Source organism: Bacillus paramobilis (assembly GCF_038096195.1).
GTDB classification, from domain to species: domain Bacteria; phylum Bacillota; class Bacilli; order Bacillales; family Bacillaceae_G; genus Bacillus_A; species Bacillus_A mobilis.
This window is the reverse complement of record NZ_CP151108.1, coordinates 4,572,800-4,591,121: the sequence shown is the minus strand read 5'-3', so window position 1 is coordinate 4,591,121 and position 18,322 is coordinate 4,572,800. Positions and strand designations below refer to the sequence as shown.

The following is an 18,322-nucleotide window of genomic DNA, read 5'->3' as shown; positions in this document are numbered from 1 at the left end:
GTGAAACAACAGCTGAAGAAACTTCTTTTAACAACAAGTGTAGCGTTATTGGTAGCTCCAATTTCAGCCTATGCGCATCCAGGGCGTACAGATGCTAATGGGGGACATACGTGTCGTACAAATTGTGAAAAATGGGGATTGCAGTACGGGGAATATCATTATCACAATAAGCCAGCTTCTAGTAGTGGTGCAACGAGTCCAGCTCCTAGCTCAAATAGTAATGGTGCTGTAGAGGCTGAAAGACAAGTAGAAGCGCAGCGCAATGCTGAGGCTGAAAAACAACGTGCCGCAGAGGCGCAGCGTAAAGCTGAAGAAGAGAGACAACGTGTAGCGGAGGAACAAAGAAAAGCAGAGGAAGAGAGACAACGTGTAGCTGAAGAGGCACGTAAGCGAGAGGAAGCACAGCGTCAAGCTGATATGGAAAAAGGGCAGCTTGAGGGACAAAAAAGTGGAGAGACTGATTTTAAAGCAGGGAAAAATGATACAGAATCACATTTAGCTGGAAAATCAGATACATATAAAGAAGCATTCAAAATTGCTTATGCTGCATCTTGGTCTTTAGAAGAGCAGAAGAAAACGTATTTTGAAAAAGGAAAAGAGCAAGGTTTAGCACAAGAGACGATGGAAGATAGTCAAATTGCTCCGGAGTTTAAGCCGAACTTTGCAGAAGGTTTCCAAGTAGGGAATAAAGAAAGAACAGAAAAAATTGAAAAAGAGCAAGCTGAACTAGGGGAAAAGGCAGGTAAGGAACTAGCTGGAAAGGCCCCTGGAAATAGAGAGAAAGATGTGTACGTGAAGGCGTATGAAACAGCTTATGAAAAGGGTTATAAGTCTACAAAAAAAGCAGTAGAAAAGGCTGGCTACAAGTATGCATTTGAAAACTATGATTGGAAAGTTCCTGCTAAGTATGAAAAAAATGAATCGTTAAAGAAATGGTTTATTGAAGGATTTAAATCAAATAAAAAAGCAGGAGAAATTAGAGAAGAAGGATATAAAAAAGGAGATAGTTGGCTTGCATTCTTCTATAAGAATTTTGTGCCGAGTGAATATAAAGAACATAAAGAGCTGTACGTACAAGCGATAGAAAAAGGTAAGAGTGCATAAAAAAAGATGAGGGAAATCCCTCATCTTTTTTAATCCATCCATTTCACTAATTTCTTAGAAATTAGTAATAAAACACAACCTAATACAATTGCTACAGCTCCGATTACGGTAAATACTTCAGCATATCCAAGTGAAGTTGTGAAGCTTGCCAGTTGTCCACCTAAAATGTTGGCGATTCCTGAGCTTGCTAACCATACTCCCATTAATAAGGAAGCAAGTTTTACTGGGGCAAGTGCACTAACCATTGATAGTCCAACAGGCGATAAGAATAGCTCACCTAACGTATGAAAAAGATACGTAAAGACGATAAATAGTAAGTTTGCTTTTTCTGTAATGTTATGTTCATCGCTACCTGTTTTTAATGTAGCGATAACGAGAATGATATAACCGATACCGAGCAAGATCATACCAAGTCCCATTTTTGTTGGGATTTTTAAATCCCCGCGCTTGCGAGTTGCAAGTTTTGCCCATAATGCTGAAATGACTGGAGCAAGTAAAATAATAAATAATGGATTGACCGATTGGAACCAAGATGTTGGAACTTCCCATCCGAACACAGAGCGGTCTACAAATTTGTTTGTATATAATGTTAATGAGCTACCAGCTTGTTCAAAGCCAGCCCAGAAGAAGACAACGAAGCATGTTAAAATGACGATAACTGCAGTACGCTGCTTTTCTTTTTTTGTTAACGGTGTATCTCCTACTGATGGTTGTCCATCTGTTGTTTGTAAATCGCGAGTTGGTTTTTTACCGATATCACCAAGGAAGCGATTTGATAGTGTTGTAAATAAAATTTGTCCAATGATCATTCCGATTGAAGCGGCTAAGAATCCGTAACGGAATCCGTAATGTACAACGCCATCAACCGTCGTTTTGAATAAATTTTCTGATAAAAATCCGCAAACGAGTGGAGCTAAAAATGATCCGACGTTAATACCCATATAGAAAATGGTAAATGCACTATCACGTTTTGGATCGTTCTCTTCGTATAATTCTCCAACAAGTGTAGAGATATTCGGTTTGAAGAATCCGTTACCGATAATAATAAGCGCTAATCCGAGGTATAGGCCTAATTGGTTTTGCATGGCAAATAGTGTAAGGTTACCGATTGCCATTGTTATACCACCAATTGTGATGGCTTTTCGTCTACCTAGGAACCGGTCTGTTAAGTATCCACCAATCATTGGTGTGAAATAACAGGCTCCAGTATAAAATCCGTAAATGGAGAGTGCCCATGCGGGACTAAACCCAAGACCACCGCTTACTAAAGCTGTCGTTAAATATAATGTTAATAATCCTCGTAATCCATAGTAACTAAATCTTTCCCACATTTCTGTAAAGAAGAGTAAGTATAAACCTGGAGGATGTTTCTTTTTTCTTTGTTGTTCTCTTTCTAGTTGTATCGCTGATTCCATGTTATTTTCCTCCTGACACAAACAAAAACAAAGTTAATAATTTTGTATATTTAATATTTTACCTTATTAACTATTATAAGTCAATAAAGGTTGATTTTTCAGAAGAAATTGGAAAAGGGACATAGCTATAGAATGGGTATTTCTTTTGTGATAGACTATGGACTATGTTTTCTTTGTAAGGAAGCGGGTTATTGCACTTTTTTTATATGTGAAATTGATTTCATAAAAGATGGAATTAAAGAAGGAGAAAGAAATGAAATTGTTACAGAAAAAAGAAATTTTACTTATTAGTCTTATGTTATTCTCGATGTTCTTTGGAGCGGGAAATCTTATATTCCCACCTTTCCTTGGATATGAAGCAGGAGAACATGTGTGGGTTTCATTAATAGGATTTATTATATCAGCAACAGGTCTTCCTATATTGGGCGTTATTGCGATTGCAAAAGCAGGAAGTTTTCAAACGCTAGCGGGTAGAGTTCATTCTTCATTCGCCATTATTTTTCCGTGTATCGTGTATTTATTTATTGGACCAGGTCTTGGTATACCACGTGCAGGAAGTTTAGCGTTTGAAATGGGACCAGGTCAGTTCTTCACAGAATCAGGAAGTATAGTTTTATTATGTTACACGGTTATTTTCTTTAGTATTGTGTACTGGTTAAGTTTATCACCGTCTAAATTAATGGGGTTGTTCGGAAAGGTTTTAACACCATTATTATTAGGTATGATTGCCCTTATCTTTATAAAGAGCATGTTTACATCAGTAGGTAATGTAAAAGAGGCTGCTGGAAACTATGGACAAGCTCCTATGTTCCAAGGGTTTTTAGATGGATACTTAACGATGGATGCATTAGCAGCTTTAATTTTTGGGATTGTTATTGCAAATGCTTTACGTGCAAAAGGTATTGAAGATGATAAAGATTTAGCGAAATATATGAGTATTGCTGGAATTGGTGCAGGACTATTATTATCTATTATTTATGTCATACTTGGATATGTTGGTTCAATTAGTGGTTCGTTAGGTACATTTGATAATGGGGCGAACGTATTAGCACAAGTGATGACGACGTTATTTGGACAAGGTGGAGTCGTTTTATTAGGTCTTATTTTTACGATCGCGTGTTTATGTGTTTCAATTGGACTTGTTACATCTTGTAGTCAATTTTTCGCAAGCGCATTTCCGAAAGTAACTTATAAAGTTTGGGCATTTATATTAAGTTTTGTTAGTATGATTTTAGCTAATTTAGGATTAACACAAATTTTAAAAGTATCAGTACCGATTCTTGGATTTATTTATCCAGTTGCATTGACGCTTATTATTTTAGGGTTATTTCATAAGTATATTGGAAAGTATGCATACGTATATGCAGTAACAGTTGGGATTGTAGCGGTATTTAGTGCGATCGATATTTTCAATAAAAATGTGATGATGAATCAGTGGACACTAGTATTGAAATACATTCCGTTTTATACAGAAGGTGTAGGATGGATTGTTCCGGCTATTATAGGTGCTTGTATTGGTGTTATCGTGAGTATTGTTTTCAATAAGAAGAAATAAGTAAGAGGTGTTTTCCTATTTCGGAAAACACCTTTCTTTTTTGGGAAAAATGGTATTGAAAATGAATAGACTAAGAGTATGATAAAGATAATTGGTAATATATAGGTTTCGAATGAATGGTGAGGGGGGAGCGTATGAAGGAGGATTTAAATAAGAAAATAGAAGCACTGGAAACGACAATTGAAACGATGCAAGAAGCACTTTTTGAATTGAAAGCAAAACAAAGAGAAAGAGAAGTAGAAAATGCTCAGCAACATGTGAGGAAGGAAAAGAAAGAATATATTGAAACGGTGGTAGAGGAAAAACCAAAAGAAGAAGTAGTTACAATAAAAGAGCCGGTGCAAGAACGTGAGATAAAACAAGTAGATATATCTGCTTTTAAACCAGAACCATTTAATATTATTAAGTTTTGCCAAACTTGGTTACCACGCATATTTGTTGGCATTATGTTACTTGGAGTAATCTGGTTATTTAAAGCAGGGGTAGATGCCGGATTATTAACACCAGCAATACGAATTGTGTTTGGTATTGTCCTATCAATCGGTTTTTATTATATAGGGGATATTCAAATAAAACGAGAGCGGCAAGCGTTAGGATTAGTATTAGCAGGAGGAAGTATAACGGGTATAGTTTTAACGACATTTGCGGCACATTATTTATATGGATTTATTCCAGCAAGTGTTGCATTTGTATGTAATATTGCATGGGTCATTTTAGGTATTTATGTAGCGAGGAGATATCAATCGGAATATCTTACTATCTTCGTAGCGGTAGGAGCTTTCTTCGTACCATTCTTATTAAATAGTACGACTCCTAATCCTTATATTTTCTTTGGATATGAGACGATACTAACACTTAGTTTGTTATGGTATGCGTTGAAAAATCGTTATCAGTATTTATATATGATTTCTTATGCTGTTGCTGCTATTGTGCTTTTCGTCTTCTTTGCTATTATGTCAATGTTAGTAAAGGATTTACAAGTACAGCTAACGGTTGTTTATGGTTTGATTCACTTACTATTATTTTGGCATATGTTTACGGAGAGAAGTTTTATATTAGAGCCACGTTTGGCGATATTTAGTGCGAATGCAGTTTTCTTTATATTAGCCATTTCAAAAATACCGGAATTTACAACATGGGGATTAATAATTAGTGCACTCGTACACGCTACTATGTTCGTGTTTGAATATAGGAAGAATAGACACTCTACATTTACAAATCTTTTATTTGGTTTCGCAATGGGTGCATTTAGTTTAGCGATTTTGTATGAGTATAGTTTAGTGAATGCAGCAATTGTATTATTATTACAAGGTTTCCTCGGTATGGTGACTGCTATTAAAGTAAAACAACAAATAAAATTGTATGTTAGTGCGACGATTTACGCGATTGGAATGGTACAGACAATTTTTAGCCCATTTGATCAATTTATTTCAGCAGGATTTGTTGCTCATCTTATTTTAATAGGAACGTTCTATTATTGCATGAGACAGGCGAAAGAAGTATTAGCGAGCTTTGGCAAGTATGTGTATTCTATAATACTCTATTGGTTTATGGTGATTGTATTCATTACAATTACTAGAATTGGTGAAGTTTTGTCTACAGATGGAAGCATAATAAGTGTATCTGTATCGTTATTATGGATGGTATATGCATTATTTGCAGTTTGGTTTGGACGGAATAAAAATATGAATGAAATATTGTATGCTGGATTAGTCGTGTTAGTCGTAACGATAGGAAAGCTATTCCTTCTAGACTTACCAGAAGTTTCAATGATGATCAGGGCAGTGTTATTCTTAATCGTAGGTAGTATAGGTATCGTTATTTCAAGAGTGTTTTTCTCAAAAGAAGAGAAGTGAAAAGAAGGCAATCCATATCCGGATTGCCTTTTTCATTATTTCTTATTAATCGTTACAGTTTCATTATATTTCGCTGTTGTATTTTGGCGTAGACGAAGTGTTGCTTGTCCAGTTGTATTTGGATCGATTTGTACGTTCACAATTTTCTCAGCAGAACCTAAGCTGTTTGTTGTGAAAGAGAATGTACTACTATATCCGAAAGTAGATGGCCAAGTACCATTTGTATTTTGAACTTTTGCTACTTGTGTACCGCCAGTAGTGAATATACCTAAAGAGTAATTATCGTATGTTGTGTTCGGTAATAAGTTATTTACTTGAATTTTTATTTGGAACACTTCATTGTTTGGTAGAGTGTTAGGGTGTGTAACTACGTAGTCGTTTGCTGTTACAGCACCGTTATAACCGTATGAACCTGGTTTGAAAGTGTTTGTATTAAACCATTGATAACCTGCATTTGGCGCACTCCAAGGTTCAGGTTGTGGCTCAGTTGATAAGCTTGGTTGTTCAAATGTTTGTAAAGTAGTAGGTAAATCAAGTTGTAAACCATTTACTTGATCTAAACTTGTAAATGTTTCTTTATTCGATAGCCAATTTACGATGTTTTCTAGTAAGATAGCATCGTTTTCTTCTTTATATCCATCGTAAGTTTTCTTTGTTTGACCAGAATCTTCACGAACGTATTTTGGCGATGCATCTTCAACAGGAGAAGAATCCCCGATAAAGGCAGCTTTTCCAAGTCCTACTTTAGCGATAGCAGCATAAGGACCCTCTGCAACACCACCGCCGTTATAAACACCGCTATCAACAGCGTTATTCCATTTTGACGGGTTTTCTGGAAGGTAAACAAGTCCTTTTGCTAGTTTTGGATTTGTAATTGCTAGAGTTGAACCAGCGTGCATTGCTACAGATGAAACACCTTTTGTAATTCCAAACGATTGTTCAGGTGACACAATATTTTTAGCAGAAACATCACCGATTGCATTGTAACGGAAGCGAATACCGAAGTTGTCAGATAGCCAATCAGAGCTTTCTACTCCTTGCATAGCTTGTGAGTTTACTTCCTCAGTAGACATTCCTTTTGCAGGATTATCCCAAGCGCCGCGTCTATATCCGTTAAATACTTCAGAAGAGTCCCAACGATTTTTATTACGATCTGCATTATAATGATCGGCAATGAAGAAGATACTACCGCCATTTTTCACGTATTGTAACATAGCATCTTGTTCAGATTTTTTGTAAGGAATATTTGCTTCTGGAACGATAAACACATTGTAGTCTTTTAAATCTTCATACGTAAACGGTGTTGATTTACGAAGTTCTTTTACATGATATCCGTTTTGGGCAATACCGTTTCCGAAGTCAGAAAAGCCGCCATCAATAACCCAGTCAGCGGTTCCGGCAGTTTGACCGTGTGTATTATCGAATAATACTTTTTTCCCATTGTTTTGATTTACAACTTTTGCAGCAATTTCAGGAGCTGGGTCTACAGAGCTTTCTGCATAAGTAGACGGTATGAACGAAGTCCCTATACTTAGTGTAATTGCTGTTGCTAAAGAAAATGTAATCCATTTTTTATTCTTCATAGAAGAATCCCCCTAATAATAAATATATGTGCTTTAATAATGTAATTTATTTTTCTGTAAAAATAAAGACGGAAAACATAAAAAATATTAAAAATTTGTAAAAATACCGTGAATTTTGTTGAGAAATATTTATAGAGATTTAAAAACATCCCTTCCAAGTAATAAGGAAGGGATGTTTTGTTTAACTAATTTTTGAATTAGGTGTTTCATCAATTTTATGAAAACCTTTCATGTAATACACGACAGCTAAACCAATAAGCCAAATTGGTCCTACAATTAATGCAATTCTTGTATCTTCTGAATACGCCATTATACCTAATACGAGTGCAAGGAAAGCGAGTGAGAAATATGAACTTAATGGGTATAAAGGCATTTTATAAGATAACTTTTGTTTGTTTTGCGTAGGCAAACTTTTACGGAACTTAATTTGAGCGACTAATATAATACCCCAAGTCCAAATTGCTCCGAAAGTTGAAATACTAGTGAGCCATGTAAATACTTTTGCGGGCACAAGATAGTTTAATATAACACCAACGAGTAAAACGATAGCTGTTGCTACAATTCCTTGACTTGGAATCCCATTTTTATTTAAACGACCGAATCTTTCAGGAGCTTTCTTCTGCTGAGCTAATGTATATAGCATACGGCCTGTACTAAATAAACCACCATTACAGGAAGAAAGAGCTGCTGTTAATACGACAAAGTTAATAATCCCTGCTGCTTTTGCGATACCGATTTGCTGGAATGTTAATACGAATGGACTTCCTTTTTCACCAAGTTCGTTCCATGGATAAATTGCCATCATAACGAATAGCGCCCCAACGTAGAACAATAATATTCTCCAAAATACGTTATCGATTGCTTTTGCGAGTGTTTTTTTCGGGTTTTGCGCTTCACCCGCTGTAACACCGATTAATTCAACGCCTAAATAAGCGAATAACACCATTTGCATGGAGAGTAGTAACCCAGAAAAACCATTTGGGAACCAGCCACCATGTGACCAAAGATTAGAAATGCCAGTAGCGATACCACCGTTTCCGAATCCGAATAAAATAATACCAGCTCCAATAATTATCATACAGATAATTGTGACAATTTTGATGAGAGCAAACCAAAATTCAAGTTCTCCAAATACTTTTACGGATAAGAAGTTGAAAGCACTCATTAATAATAGAGCGAGTAACGCCCAAGTCCAGCGCGGGATATCTGGGAACCAGTACTGCATGTAAATGCCAGCTGCTGTAATTTCAGCCATACAAGTAACAACCCATAAGAACCAGTAGTTCCAGCCCGTAATATAGCCAGCTAGTGGTCCAAGGTAATCAGAAGCATATTTACTAAAAGAACCGGCAACAGGTTGTTCAATTGCCATTTCTCCAAGTGCTCGCATAATGAAAAAAATAACGAGTCCAGCAATCATATAACCTAGTAGAATAGAAGGGCCAGCTAGTTTAATAGCAGAGGCAGATCCTAAAAATAGTCCAACGCCAATAGCGGAGCCGAGCGACATTAAAGTAATATGTCGTTCTTTTAAACCTCGATTTAAAGTTTCAGATTTGTTTGTGTGCTGCATAAGAAGAATCCTCCTTGTAGAGTGAACGATATTTGAATGCGTTTACTAAATATTTAACTATTTAAAATTATAAAACATTTCTATCTGTTATGCTACAAAAATAAACATAGTTAACTGTACTACATCTGTATTTGTCAGACTTAAACTTAAAATTCGAACTATTAGCGAATATATTGACTCTTCTTTTTATTGATTGTTAAGATTAAGTATTATATTTTCTCACATACTAGTAAGAAAAGAATGTGTGATAATAATTCAGATGTAGGAAGGGTACATAACCATGTTTCAATTACAAAAATATAACACTTCTGTGAAGCAAGAGCTTTTAGCTGGCATCACAACTTTTTTTACATTTGCGTATATTCTTGTCATCAATCCGAAAATATTATCTGATGCAGGTGTACCATTTGATCAAGCTTTTACAGCAACTATTATTGCGACGGTTGTAGGGACGCTATGTATGGCGTTTTTAGCTAACTATCCAATCGTTATTGCTCCAGCTATGGGAATGAATGCGTATTTTGCTTATTCTGTTGTTCAACAGGCAGAGGGGATTACATATGTCATTGCGTTTTCAGCAGTATTTGTAACAGGTATCATTTTTCTTTTATTATCTTTCACTTCATTTAGGCAAAAGCTAATTGTCGCAATTCCTGATAGTTTAAAACATGCAATTGCAGGTGGAATTGGACTATTTATTGCTTTTATTGGATTACGCCTTTCTGGAATTATCGTCGATCATCCATCTAATTTAGTTACGATTGGTGATTTTCATTCTCCAGCCGTTATTTTAACTTTAATTGGTCTAATATTAGCGGCGGTATTAATGGCATTACGTGTGAGCGGTGCATTATTTATTAGTATGATTGTGACGGGAGTTATCGCCTTCTTTACAGGGCAACTGAAGTTTACGGATAAAATTGTTGCGATGCCTCATTTACCAGAAGGTATTATTGTTTCAAACCCAATCAACGCCTTTTCAGATGTAATTGAATACGGATTATATGGTGTTGTATTTTCATTTTTACTTGTACTGTTATTTGATACAACAGGTGCATTACTTGGTTTAATTAAACAAGCAGGTTTAATTACAGATAATACAGAGAAACGTTTTGGTAAAGCGTTTATTGCAGATGCAATTGGTGGAACTACAGGCTCTATCTTTGGAACAAGCCCAACAGCAGCGACGATTGAATCGTCAGCTGGTATTGCTGCAGGTGGTAAAACAGGATTAACAGGTATTGTCGTTGTCGGTCTAACGATTATAACGGCATTCTTCAGCCCTGTCATTGCTTCTTTATCAAGTGTAGCCGCTATTACAGCTCCTTCATTAATTATTGTAGGCAGTTTAATGGCGCAAAGTCTTCGTGATATTAATTGGAATGAATTTGAAGATGCATTACCAGCATTTTTAATTTTTATTGGTATTCCGTTAACGTCTAGTATTGCGAATGGGATTGCAATTGGATTTTTAGTGTATCCAGTCTTAAAAATTGTGAAAGGGAAAGGGATGGAAGTACATCCGTTACTATACTTATTTACAATTTTATTTGGATGTCATTTATTCTTATAATATAGAAAAGGGGGCTTCTTATGAGAGGCTCTTTTTTTGTGTATAATAAGGTGGAAATCAAATTAAACGTGTAAAATATAAATTACTTAATGGAATATATATGTTACAATATAGGTAGAGGAGGAACATGAATGGCTGTAAGTAAAATAAAAGTCGCGCGTGTTCAGTTAGATTTAACACAGCAACAATTAGCAGAAAAAGTAGGGGTTACAAGGCAAACGATTAGTTTAATTGAGAAGGGGAAATACAATCCGTCTTTAGATTTATGTTTGAAAATTTGTTATGTGGTAGACAAAACATTGAATGATTTATTTTGGGAGGAAGAGGAGTGAGGGGATGAGAATCGTGAAAGATGAACGGTTAATGATTGAGGGGCTAAAACATATTAGACTCGTTTTCATCTTACAAAATATCGTCATACTAGGTATTGTTTTTTATCGTTACGTTTTGCAAGGTGCAGGATATGAAAGTGTTTCAGATTTATTAATGGTATTTATGTGCGGGATAATAGTTATTAACTTTTTAAACTTAAAAAATTCGGTGGAAGTGTATGAGCATACGGGTGGAGTATCGCGTAGTTATTTTATGAAGCTATTATTCATTCCGGTAGGTATTGTTATTGGGATTTTAGCTATTTGTATCGTTGTAACACCAGATATTTCGATAAAGGAAATTAGTATGACAGGACTTATTATGCTTGCTTGTTTTTTAGTTCCTAGTTTGTTTATATACATATATATGAAAAAAATAAAAAATGAAGATTGAAATATAAGAAAAGCTTTCCCGTATTGCGGGAAAGCTTTTCTTATATTCTTTTATACAGTACTTTATGAAGACCAATCGGTTCAATTTCAAAGATTTCACCATGTTCCTGAAAGCCTAAGCGCTTGTAATAGTCAGCTACAGTAATTCGGCCATTACACCATAATATATTTGCTTTACGTTCTTGCAAGACTTGCTCCGCCTTCTGAATTAAGGAGCTTCCAGCACGTTTGTTTCGAAATTCAGGTAATGTGGCCATTCCTCGTAGACGATAATGAACACCTGCTAGTAAGTCAGGGTATATCTCTTTTGAGAAGGAAGCGATACTAATTAGTTCATCGTTTATAAATGCGCCTAAGTGAAAGGTGTCTGTTTCATAGTCGGAAGAGTATTTACAATCTGCTAATGTTTGATTCGGGCGTAAAATTTTTTGACGTAATACGTAAGTTTCAGATCCCTCAATATTTTTCACAGTAATCATATGAACATCCTTTCTTATAAGGCGTTTTCTGTTAGTTGTATAAAGAAATAGGCAGGTGCGGCGAAAAGTCCGAGTATGCTAGCAGTTCCGAGAAGGAGTGAAAGTAAGAGGCAAGAGTATTTTATTCCATTCGATTTTTTCCATCCGTAACTACAAATTTCAATGCTAACACCGATGAGAATAATGGCAACGAGTATTTCCGCTAATAATAAAAGAGCTAAAGTTACAATAGACATAATGTGATCCATCCTCATAATATGTGATAGTAACATTTTACCATATTAAATGGAAAAAAATGCCCCTCAATTATGTGAGGGGCATTTTCTATTCTAATATGTTTTTCAACGTATCAATATGTTCTTTTGAACCTGTGACAAGCAATGTATCACCATGTTGTAGTCTCGTATCACCATGCGGGATTAATGCTTTATTACCGCGGTAAATTTGAATGACGAGTACATCGCCTAAAAACGGAAGACGACGAAGTGCAACACCGTTATATGTATTGCTGCGTAGTTCAACTTCACGGACTGTTTCGTTTGCTGTTGTAATTAAGCGAACGAGACTCGGTTTATCAATTAGTGCACGTAATAGAATGCGTGTAGAGTTAATTGTTGAGAATACGGCGATATGTTCTTGCGTTGCTTTTTCTTGTAGAAGTGGATCTTCTACACTTGCAATAACATGTTCAACACCTAGTTCTTTTGCATGTTCTGCTAATAATAAGTTTTGTTCATCATCGCTTGTTGCAACAACAACGCGGTCTGCGATAAATGCTGTTTGTTCAGTTAATGATGCGATTGTGATGTCATCTAATTTTACGATAGGGAAGTCATGTGATTTCGCTTCCTCATCATTTATTTTATTTTGACGCATCATATAAAGTGTTACGTCATAATCTTCTCGTTTTAAATCAAGTGATAACGGAAGGGTAATTCTGCTCGCACCAATAATAGAAACTTTTGGTTTTGGCGTTTCTACTTTTGGGAACATCTTTTTAAATAATATAGGCGCAAAAATACAAGTAATAACTGCGCTTAAAATAAGGGAAGCAGATAAACTTGGACTGATGATCCCTAGCTTTTCACCAATTTGTGCAGCTGCAATAACTAAAGAAAGTGTCGATGTTAATAAGATGGCACTCCCCAGTACGATATTACGTGGATACCATTTTCGTAAAACGAGTGATGGTAACAGTTTTGAGATAAAGAGTCCTACAATTAGAATTGGAATCATTAGCATACTAGAAGGCTCTTTAAAAATAGACCAAACCTCTAAATTTACACCAACCATTACGAAGAAAATAGGAATGAAGAAACCGTATCCGATAGAATCCAGTTTTTCAACCATATCTTCATTTGGTGATAATAATGATACGAGTACACCTGCTAAGAAGGCGCCTAAAATATTTTCAGCTCCAACGGATTCAGATAACCCAACTAATATTAAGATGAGTGCAAAAACAGCTCGTGTATCAATTTGTACACTCCCAGCTTTTAAGCTATCCAAGTATGGAATGTTTTTAAAACGTTTTGCAACGAAGTAAATAACAATACCAGCGCCGAATAGAAGAAGAAGAAGCCACATGCTTTGGCCGCTTTCGGAATTTAATCCGACGAATACAGCGAGTAAAATCATTGTAACTAAATCTGCAATAACAGCGACTAATAAAATGATTTGTCCGATTGCCGTTTTTCCTAAGTTGTTTTCTTTTAATGTTGGTACAACAACACCTAAAGAAATAGTTGAAATAATTAAAGTCATAAACATTGCATTATCCACAAATCCTAGCCATACGAATAGTAGTGATAGGGCATAAGATAAGATGAAAATAAATAAGAAGATAATACTTGCTGCTTGGAATGTGTTTGGTTCGTTTGTCGTGTTCTTTTTCCCTTTTTGTTTAAAGATAGAAAAATCAATTTCTAAACCGCTTAAAAACATAAGAAAGATAAATCCTAGTGTCGATAAGACTTGAAGCCACATATCTGGCTCAATAATATTAAACCCACTTTTACCTACAAAGATTCCTGCGATGATTTCTGCAACAACGACAGGAAGTGCTTTTAATTTAAAGCGTTGTAACAAAAGGGGAACGAAAAACGCGATTGCAACGACAACCATAAGTGATAGAACAGAAGTGTGATGTTCCATTGCGTTCTCTCCCTTCAAATAAATATAGTACCTATTTAGCCATATAATAGGTAGAAAAGCAACGCATATGGATTCGATTTCATAAAGAAAGAGTTTTCTTAACATTTGTCATAATAAGTATATTTTTCATGATTCTGTTGTTAATTCCGTAATGTGGATGTAATAGGGGAGGGAATAAAAAAAGACTGCTGAGGAATCTCAGCAGTCTTTTTCATGTACATTACATTGAGAAGAAGATCCATACAGTTAAACCAACTGTTGCAGTTGCAACGAAGAAACTGTAAATCATAGTAAGAATTTGAACTCTTCCTTCTCCTTCTTTTAAATGCATGAACATAATTAATTGTAACAACGCTTGCGCAACAGCCATTACGATAATAGTTGTTAAGATCGTTGAAAGTGGCAAGTTTGTATAAAGTGCCACGTATAACGCTAGAAACGTTAGTGCAAGCGATAAAATAAATCCGAAAACGTGTGACCAAGGGAATCCGCTATGCGCATGCCCGTTTGCTTGGTTGTTATTTTGATCCATTTACGCCACCATCCCGTTCAAGTAAACTAGTGTGTAAATAAAGACCCAAACTAGATCAAGGAAATGCCAGTATAAGCTGATAATGAATACTTTACGCGCTGTAACTGGTGTTAAACCTCGTTTTAAAATTTGGATAATAACACAAGTTGCCCAAATGATACCGCCTGTTACGTGGGCTCCGTGCGTTCCAAGAAGAACGAAGAATGCAGATAGGAAAGCACTTGTTTGAATTGTTGCGCCTTCACCGATGTACATAATGAACTCTTCGATTTCAAAGAATAGGAAACCTGCACCTAAAAGTAATGTAAGGATGAACCATCCAAGCATTGCTTTTTGGTTGTGCTTACGCATTTCGTGAATTACGATACCACATGTGAAACTACTTGTTAAAAGTAGTAATGTTTGAATTAAAAGCGTTTTAAGTTCAAACAGTTGCGCTGGAGTTGGGCCATCAGCCGTACGACCAGCAAGTACTAGATAAGAGGCGAAAAGTGTTGCGAACAGCATAATTTCAGCCCCAAGAAAAATCCAGAATCCTAGGATATTCAATCTGCTTTGCTCGGATTGATATTCCAAAGGTAAGCTTTTATCTAAAGCCGCCATATCATTTCACCTCTCATGCTATATGTTCTGTTTCTTTAATTTCATCAACGCTTACGTAGTAGCCATCATCATAATCGAATGAACGATAGATTAAGCAAGCTAAAATACCAACGCCGCCGATTGCTGCAAGCCAGAACCAGCTAAATACTAATGCGAAACCTGCAAGACCGAAGAATAAAGACGCAATAATAGGCACGCCAGAGTTACTTGGCATGTGAATTGGTTTAATATCTTCTGCTGCTGGTGTAACTGTTTCTCCGCGTTTTTTCATGTACCAGAAAGCATCAGCTTCTTTGATTTCAGGAAGTTTCGCGAAGTTGTAATGTTGTACAGGAGATTGAGTTGCCCATTCAAGTGTACGGCCATCCCATGGATCTCCAGTTGTGTCACGTTCACCGTGACGAGCACTCCAAATTACGTTGTAACAAAGAAGTAGGAAACCAATACCCATCATTACGGCACCAACAGATGCGATTTGGTTTAGCCATCCCCATCCAAGACTTTCAGAGTAAGTGTACATACGACGAGTCATACCGTCTAAACCTAAGAAGTACATCGGGAAGAAACAGATATTGAATCCGCTCATAAAGATCCAGAATGTCCATTTACCTAGGCGTTCATTTAACATATGACCAGTCATTTTTGGATACCAGAATGTGAATCCAGCAAGCATAGCGAATACTGTACCTGCGATTAATACGTAGTGGAAGTGAGCAATTAGGAAGTAGCTGTTATGGTACTGATAATCAGCTGCTGCCATACCAAGCATAACCCCTGTAACCCCACCGACTACGAAGTTTGGAATAAATGCCAATGACCAAAGCATTGGAACTGTAAAACGGATACGTCCTTTATACAGTGTAAACAACCAGTTAAAGATCTTAACCCCGGTTGGAATCGAAATCGCCATTGTCGAAATCGAGAAGAATGAGTTAACCGCTGGACCTGCACCCATCGTGAAGAAGTGGTGAAGCCATACGACGAAACTTAGTAAAGAAATTGCAACCATTGAGTATACCATCGCACTGTAACCGAATAGACGCTTACGTGAGAATGTACTAATGATTTCAGAGAAAATACCGAATGCCGGTAAAATAACGATATATACTTCAGGATGACCCCATACCCAGAATAGGTTGGCCCATAACATTGGCATACCGCCGCTTGCCATCGTAAAGAAGTGAGCATCGAATAGACGGTCAAATGTCATTAATGCAAGAGCAACTGTTAATACTGGGAAAGCGAAAATAATGATAATCGTTGTAATTAAGATTGACCAAGTAAACATTGGCATTCTCATTAAAGTCATACCAGGTGTACGCATTTTTAAGATAGTAACAAGGAAGTTAATACCTGTCATTAACGTACCGAGACCTGAAATCTGTAATGCAATTGCGTAGTAGTTATTTCCTACACCAGAAGTAAACTCTGTACCTGCCATTGGGAAGTAAGAAGTCCACCCAGCGTCTGGAGAACCACCGATTACGAAAGCGATGTTGAATAACATTGCTCCGACAAAGAATAACCAGAAACTTAAAGCATTTAAGAACGGATATGCAACGTCACGAGCACCAATTTGTAATGGTACTACAAGGTTCATTAATCCCATAACGAATGGCATCGCCATGAAAAGAATCATAACTGTACCGTGTGTTGTGAAGATTCCGTTATAATGTTCAGCATTTAAATAAGTTGTTTCTGGGAATGTTAATTGTGCACGGATCATTAAACCGTCCATACCACCACGGAATAACATAATAACCGCAGAAATTATATACATGGCCCCAATCTTTTTATGGTCAACAGTTGTTAACCATTCGTCCCAAAGCCATTTCCATTTTTTATACTTTGTTAGTACGAAAATGATTGCTAATGTCACAAGAACGATAGAAGCGTCTGCACCGTAAATAATCGGATCACCTGTGACAAAGAATTCATCAAGCTTCACTGTGTTCACTCCAATCTGTTGGAATAATAGCTATTATTTTTTGTTTTTGTAGTAGTTGTAATCACAATACTCAAGTGATTTTGGATCTACATAACTTAAGTGATGACTAGAGAATGTCATACGACCAACTACACCAGGTTTAACAATTTCGTTGTACTTATCTTCTGTTAGTTTAGGAGCAGTTTGTTGTACTTCTTTAACCCACTTGTCATACTTCTCTTTAGTTTTTGCTTCAACTTCGAATTCCATGTGAGTGAATCCTTCACCAGAGAAATTCGCGCTACGGCCTAGGTAAGAACCTGGCTTATCAGCTTGTAAATAAAGATCCATAATCATACCATCCATAGTGTACTTCATACCACCAAGTTCTGGTACCCAGAAAGCATTCATTGGACCGACAGAAGTCAGTTTGAATTGAATTGGTACACCAGCAGGGATGTTTAAATAGTTAACGGTTTCAATTTTTTCCTCTGGGTAACTGAATAACCATTTCCAGTTTGCAGATGTAACATAAATCTCAACTGGTTTAATATGTTTGGACTCTGCCGGAACCTCTTCCGAAGCATAAGTTGCTTTTACTGTTGGAATCGATAATGCAATAACGATAATAACAGGAACAAGCGTCCAAATGATTTCTAATAATGTGTTACCGTGTTGTTCAGGTGGCTCATAGTCCATATTCTCTGGTTTTTCACGATAACGAATCAAGATGACTGTAAACAAGATGAATACAATTGCGATAATTAATGACATAAGCAAGAATGACCAAACAATTAAATCATACTGTGCTTTTGCAACAGGTCCTTGCGGATTTAATACTGCGAGTTTCTTATCACAGCCGCCGAGGAACAGAAGTAATGATAACGGAAGAAGCGAAGCCAGCTTCCAAAACGTTTTCTTTAGTTGCACGATTGAAAATCTCCTTTCTCCTTGGATTGAAACTATGCCAATAAAACAATATAAACCTATTAATTTATAGATGGCAATAGTTTTTGTGATATTGTTAAAAAATAGACACAAATGCACACTTTTTAAGGTGAATATCATTTGTAACTTGATAACATTGTAAACCATTTTCCAGTGAAAAACGTGATTGTGAAAATTTTAAGATAAATAAAGTTATACCAAGATATCCAATAAATAGAAAAAAGCTATCTTATGATAAGAAAGATAGCTGAATATT

16 protein-coding genes are annotated in these 18,322 nt (G+C 36.3%); 6 read left to right on the top strand and 10 right to left on the bottom strand.

All coding sequences use genetic code 11. The features are described 5' to 3' along the window. A complete protein-coding gene (locus AABL52_RS23610; protein ID WP_341518546.1) occupies positions 1 to 1,104 on the top strand; it encodes a YHYH domain-containing protein in 1,104 nt (367 codons plus the stop codon). Positions 1,105 to 1,133: 29 nt separating this feature from the next. Here AABL52_RS23610 and AABL52_RS23605 read toward each other — a convergent pair whose 3' ends face one another. Then, positions 1,134 to 2,519 (bottom strand): peptide MFS transporter, encoded by a 1,386-nt coding sequence (locus tag AABL52_RS23605; RefSeq protein WP_000443150.1) that lies wholly within the window; start codon positions 2,517 to 2,519, stop codon positions 1,134 to 1,136. A 253-nt stretch (positions 2,520 to 2,772) separates the two neighbouring features. Here AABL52_RS23605 and brnQ1 point away from each other — a divergent pair, with 253 nt between their 5' ends. Together brnQ1 and AABL52_RS23595 are read left to right on the top strand one after the other, a co-directional pair. Continuing rightward, the gene (gene brnQ1, locus AABL52_RS23600; protein WP_098258540.1) at positions 2,773 to 4,074 is read left to right on the top strand and encodes a branched-chain amino acid transport system II carrier protein BrnQ1; all 1,302 of its coding nucleotides are present in this window, start codon (positions 2,773 to 2,775) and stop codon (positions 4,072 to 4,074) included. A gap of 134 nt (positions 4,075 to 4,208) precedes the next feature. Beyond that, complete coding sequence (locus AABL52_RS23595) at positions 4,209 to 5,930, top strand: DUF2339 domain-containing protein (RefSeq protein ID WP_341518545.1); 1,722 nt, start codon at positions 4,209 to 4,211, stop codon at positions 5,928 to 5,930. A 35-nt stretch (positions 5,931 to 5,965) separates the two neighbouring features. Here the strand turns inward: AABL52_RS23595 and AABL52_RS23590 are convergent, their stop codons facing one another. Then, positions 5,966 to 7,513, bottom strand: coding sequence for a DNA-binding protein (locus AABL52_RS23590; RefSeq protein WP_341518544.1), 1,548 nt, complete (start codon positions 7,511 to 7,513; stop codon positions 5,966 to 5,968). Positions 7,514 to 7,694: 181 nt separating this feature from the next. Beyond that, positions 7,695 to 9,086, bottom strand: coding sequence for an amino acid permease (locus AABL52_RS23585; RefSeq protein ID WP_341518543.1), 1,392 nt, complete (start codon positions 9,084 to 9,086; stop codon positions 7,695 to 7,697). A gap of 280 nt (positions 9,087 to 9,366) precedes the next feature. Here AABL52_RS23585 and AABL52_RS23580 point away from each other — a divergent pair, with 280 nt between their 5' ends. From AABL52_RS23580 to AABL52_RS23570, 3 genes are all read left to right on the top strand, one after another. Next, positions 9,367 to 10,659, top strand: coding sequence for an NCS2 family permease (locus AABL52_RS23580; protein ID WP_087983292.1), 1,293 nt, complete (start codon positions 9,367 to 9,369; stop codon positions 10,657 to 10,659). Positions 10,660 to 10,790: 131 nt separating this feature from the next. After that, the gene (locus AABL52_RS23575; RefSeq protein WP_000301187.1) at positions 10,791 to 10,991 is read left to right on the top strand and encodes a helix-turn-helix transcriptional regulator; all 201 of its coding nucleotides are present in this window, start codon (positions 10,791 to 10,793) and stop codon (positions 10,989 to 10,991) included. Between the two features lie 4 nt (positions 10,992 to 10,995). Beyond that, positions 10,996 to 11,424 (top strand): hypothetical protein, encoded by a 429-nt coding sequence (locus tag AABL52_RS23570; protein WP_033665078.1) that lies wholly within the window; start codon positions 10,996 to 10,998, stop codon positions 11,422 to 11,424. A gap of 40 nt (positions 11,425 to 11,464) precedes the next feature. Here the strand turns inward: AABL52_RS23570 and AABL52_RS23565 are convergent, their stop codons facing one another. From AABL52_RS23565 to AABL52_RS23535, 7 genes are all read right to left on the bottom strand, one after another. Continuing rightward, positions 11,465 to 11,902, bottom strand: a complete 438-nt coding sequence (locus AABL52_RS23565) for a GNAT family N-acetyltransferase (RefSeq protein WP_000633772.1) — start codon at positions 11,900 to 11,902, stop codon at positions 11,465 to 11,467. A gap of 14 nt (positions 11,903 to 11,916) precedes the next feature. Next, a complete protein-coding gene (locus tag AABL52_RS23560; RefSeq protein WP_000926994.1) occupies positions 11,917 to 12,174 on the bottom strand; it encodes a DUF4022 family protein in 258 nt (85 codons plus the stop codon). Positions 12,175 to 12,226: 52 nt separating this feature from the next. After that, positions 12,227 to 14,056: a monovalent cation:proton antiporter family protein gene (locus AABL52_RS23555; RefSeq protein WP_071720139.1), complete on the bottom strand. Its 1,830-nt coding sequence runs from the start codon at positions 14,054 to 14,056 to the stop codon at positions 12,227 to 12,229. Between the two features lie 220 nt (positions 14,057 to 14,276). Then, positions 14,277 to 14,588, bottom strand: a complete 312-nt coding sequence (qoxD, locus tag AABL52_RS23550; protein ID WP_000372611.1) for a cytochrome aa3 quinol oxidase subunit IV — start codon at positions 14,586 to 14,588, stop codon at positions 14,277 to 14,279. Continuing rightward, on the bottom strand, positions 14,589 to 15,191 hold the full coding sequence (qoxC, locus tag AABL52_RS23545) for a cytochrome aa3 quinol oxidase subunit III (protein ID WP_000729314.1): 603 nt from the start codon (positions 15,189 to 15,191) through the stop codon (positions 14,589 to 14,591). A gap of 13 nt (positions 15,192 to 15,204) precedes the next feature. Beyond that, positions 15,205 to 17,139, bottom strand: a complete 1,935-nt coding sequence (qoxB, locus tag AABL52_RS23540; protein WP_000762374.1) for a cytochrome aa3 quinol oxidase subunit I — start codon at positions 17,137 to 17,139, stop codon at positions 15,205 to 15,207. 33 nt (positions 17,140 to 17,172) lie between these two features. Further along, on the bottom strand, positions 17,173 to 18,048 hold the full coding sequence (locus AABL52_RS23535; protein WP_046957295.1) for a cytochrome aa3 quinol oxidase subunit II: 876 nt from the start codon (positions 18,046 to 18,048) through the stop codon (positions 17,173 to 17,175). Between the last annotated feature and the right edge of the window lie 274 nt (positions 18,049 to 18,322).

Bases quoted from the DNA above. Each gene is read 5' to 3' on its own strand.
- AABL52_RS23560 (WP_000926994.1), bottom strand. From the start codon at position 12,174: ATGTTACTATCACATATTATGAGGATGGATCACATTATGTCTATTGTA.
- AABL52_RS23565 (WP_000633772.1), bottom strand. From the start codon at position 11,902: ATGATTACTGTGAAAAATATTGAGGGATCTGAAACTTACGTATTACGT.
- AABL52_RS23585 (WP_341518543.1), bottom strand. From the start codon at position 9,086: ATGCAGCACACAAACAAATCTGAAACTTTAAATCGAGGTTTAAAAGAA.
- brnQ1 (WP_098258540.1), top strand. From the start codon at position 2,773: ATGAAATTGTTACAGAAAAAAGAAATTTTACTTATTAGTCTTATGTTA.
- AABL52_RS23570 (WP_033665078.1), top strand. From the start codon at position 10,996: ATGAGAATCGTGAAAGATGAACGGTTAATGATTGAGGGGCTAAAACAT.
- qoxD (WP_000372611.1), bottom strand. From the start codon at position 14,588: ATGGATCAAAATAACAACCAAGCAAACGGGCATGCGCATAGCGGATTC.
- AABL52_RS23590 (WP_341518544.1), bottom strand. From the start codon at position 7,513: ATGAAGAATAAAAAATGGATTACATTTTCTTTAGCAACAGCAATTACA.
- qoxC (WP_000729314.1), bottom strand. From the start codon at position 15,191: ATGGCGGCTTTAGATAAAAGCTTACCTTTGGAATATCAATCCGAGCAA.
- AABL52_RS23595 (WP_341518545.1), top strand. From the start codon at position 4,209: ATGAAGGAGGATTTAAATAAGAAAATAGAAGCACTGGAAACGACAATT.
- AABL52_RS23580 (WP_087983292.1), top strand. From the start codon at position 9,367: ATGTTTCAATTACAAAAATATAACACTTCTGTGAAGCAAGAGCTTTTA.
- AABL52_RS23575 (WP_000301187.1), top strand. From the start codon at position 10,791: ATGGCTGTAAGTAAAATAAAAGTCGCGCGTGTTCAGTTAGATTTAACA.
- AABL52_RS23605 (WP_000443150.1), bottom strand. From the start codon at position 2,519: ATGGAATCAGCGATACAACTAGAAAGAGAACAACAAAGAAAAAAGAAA.
- AABL52_RS23555 (WP_071720139.1), bottom strand. From the start codon at position 14,056: ATGGAACATCACACTTCTGTTCTATCACTTATGGTTGTCGTTGCAATC.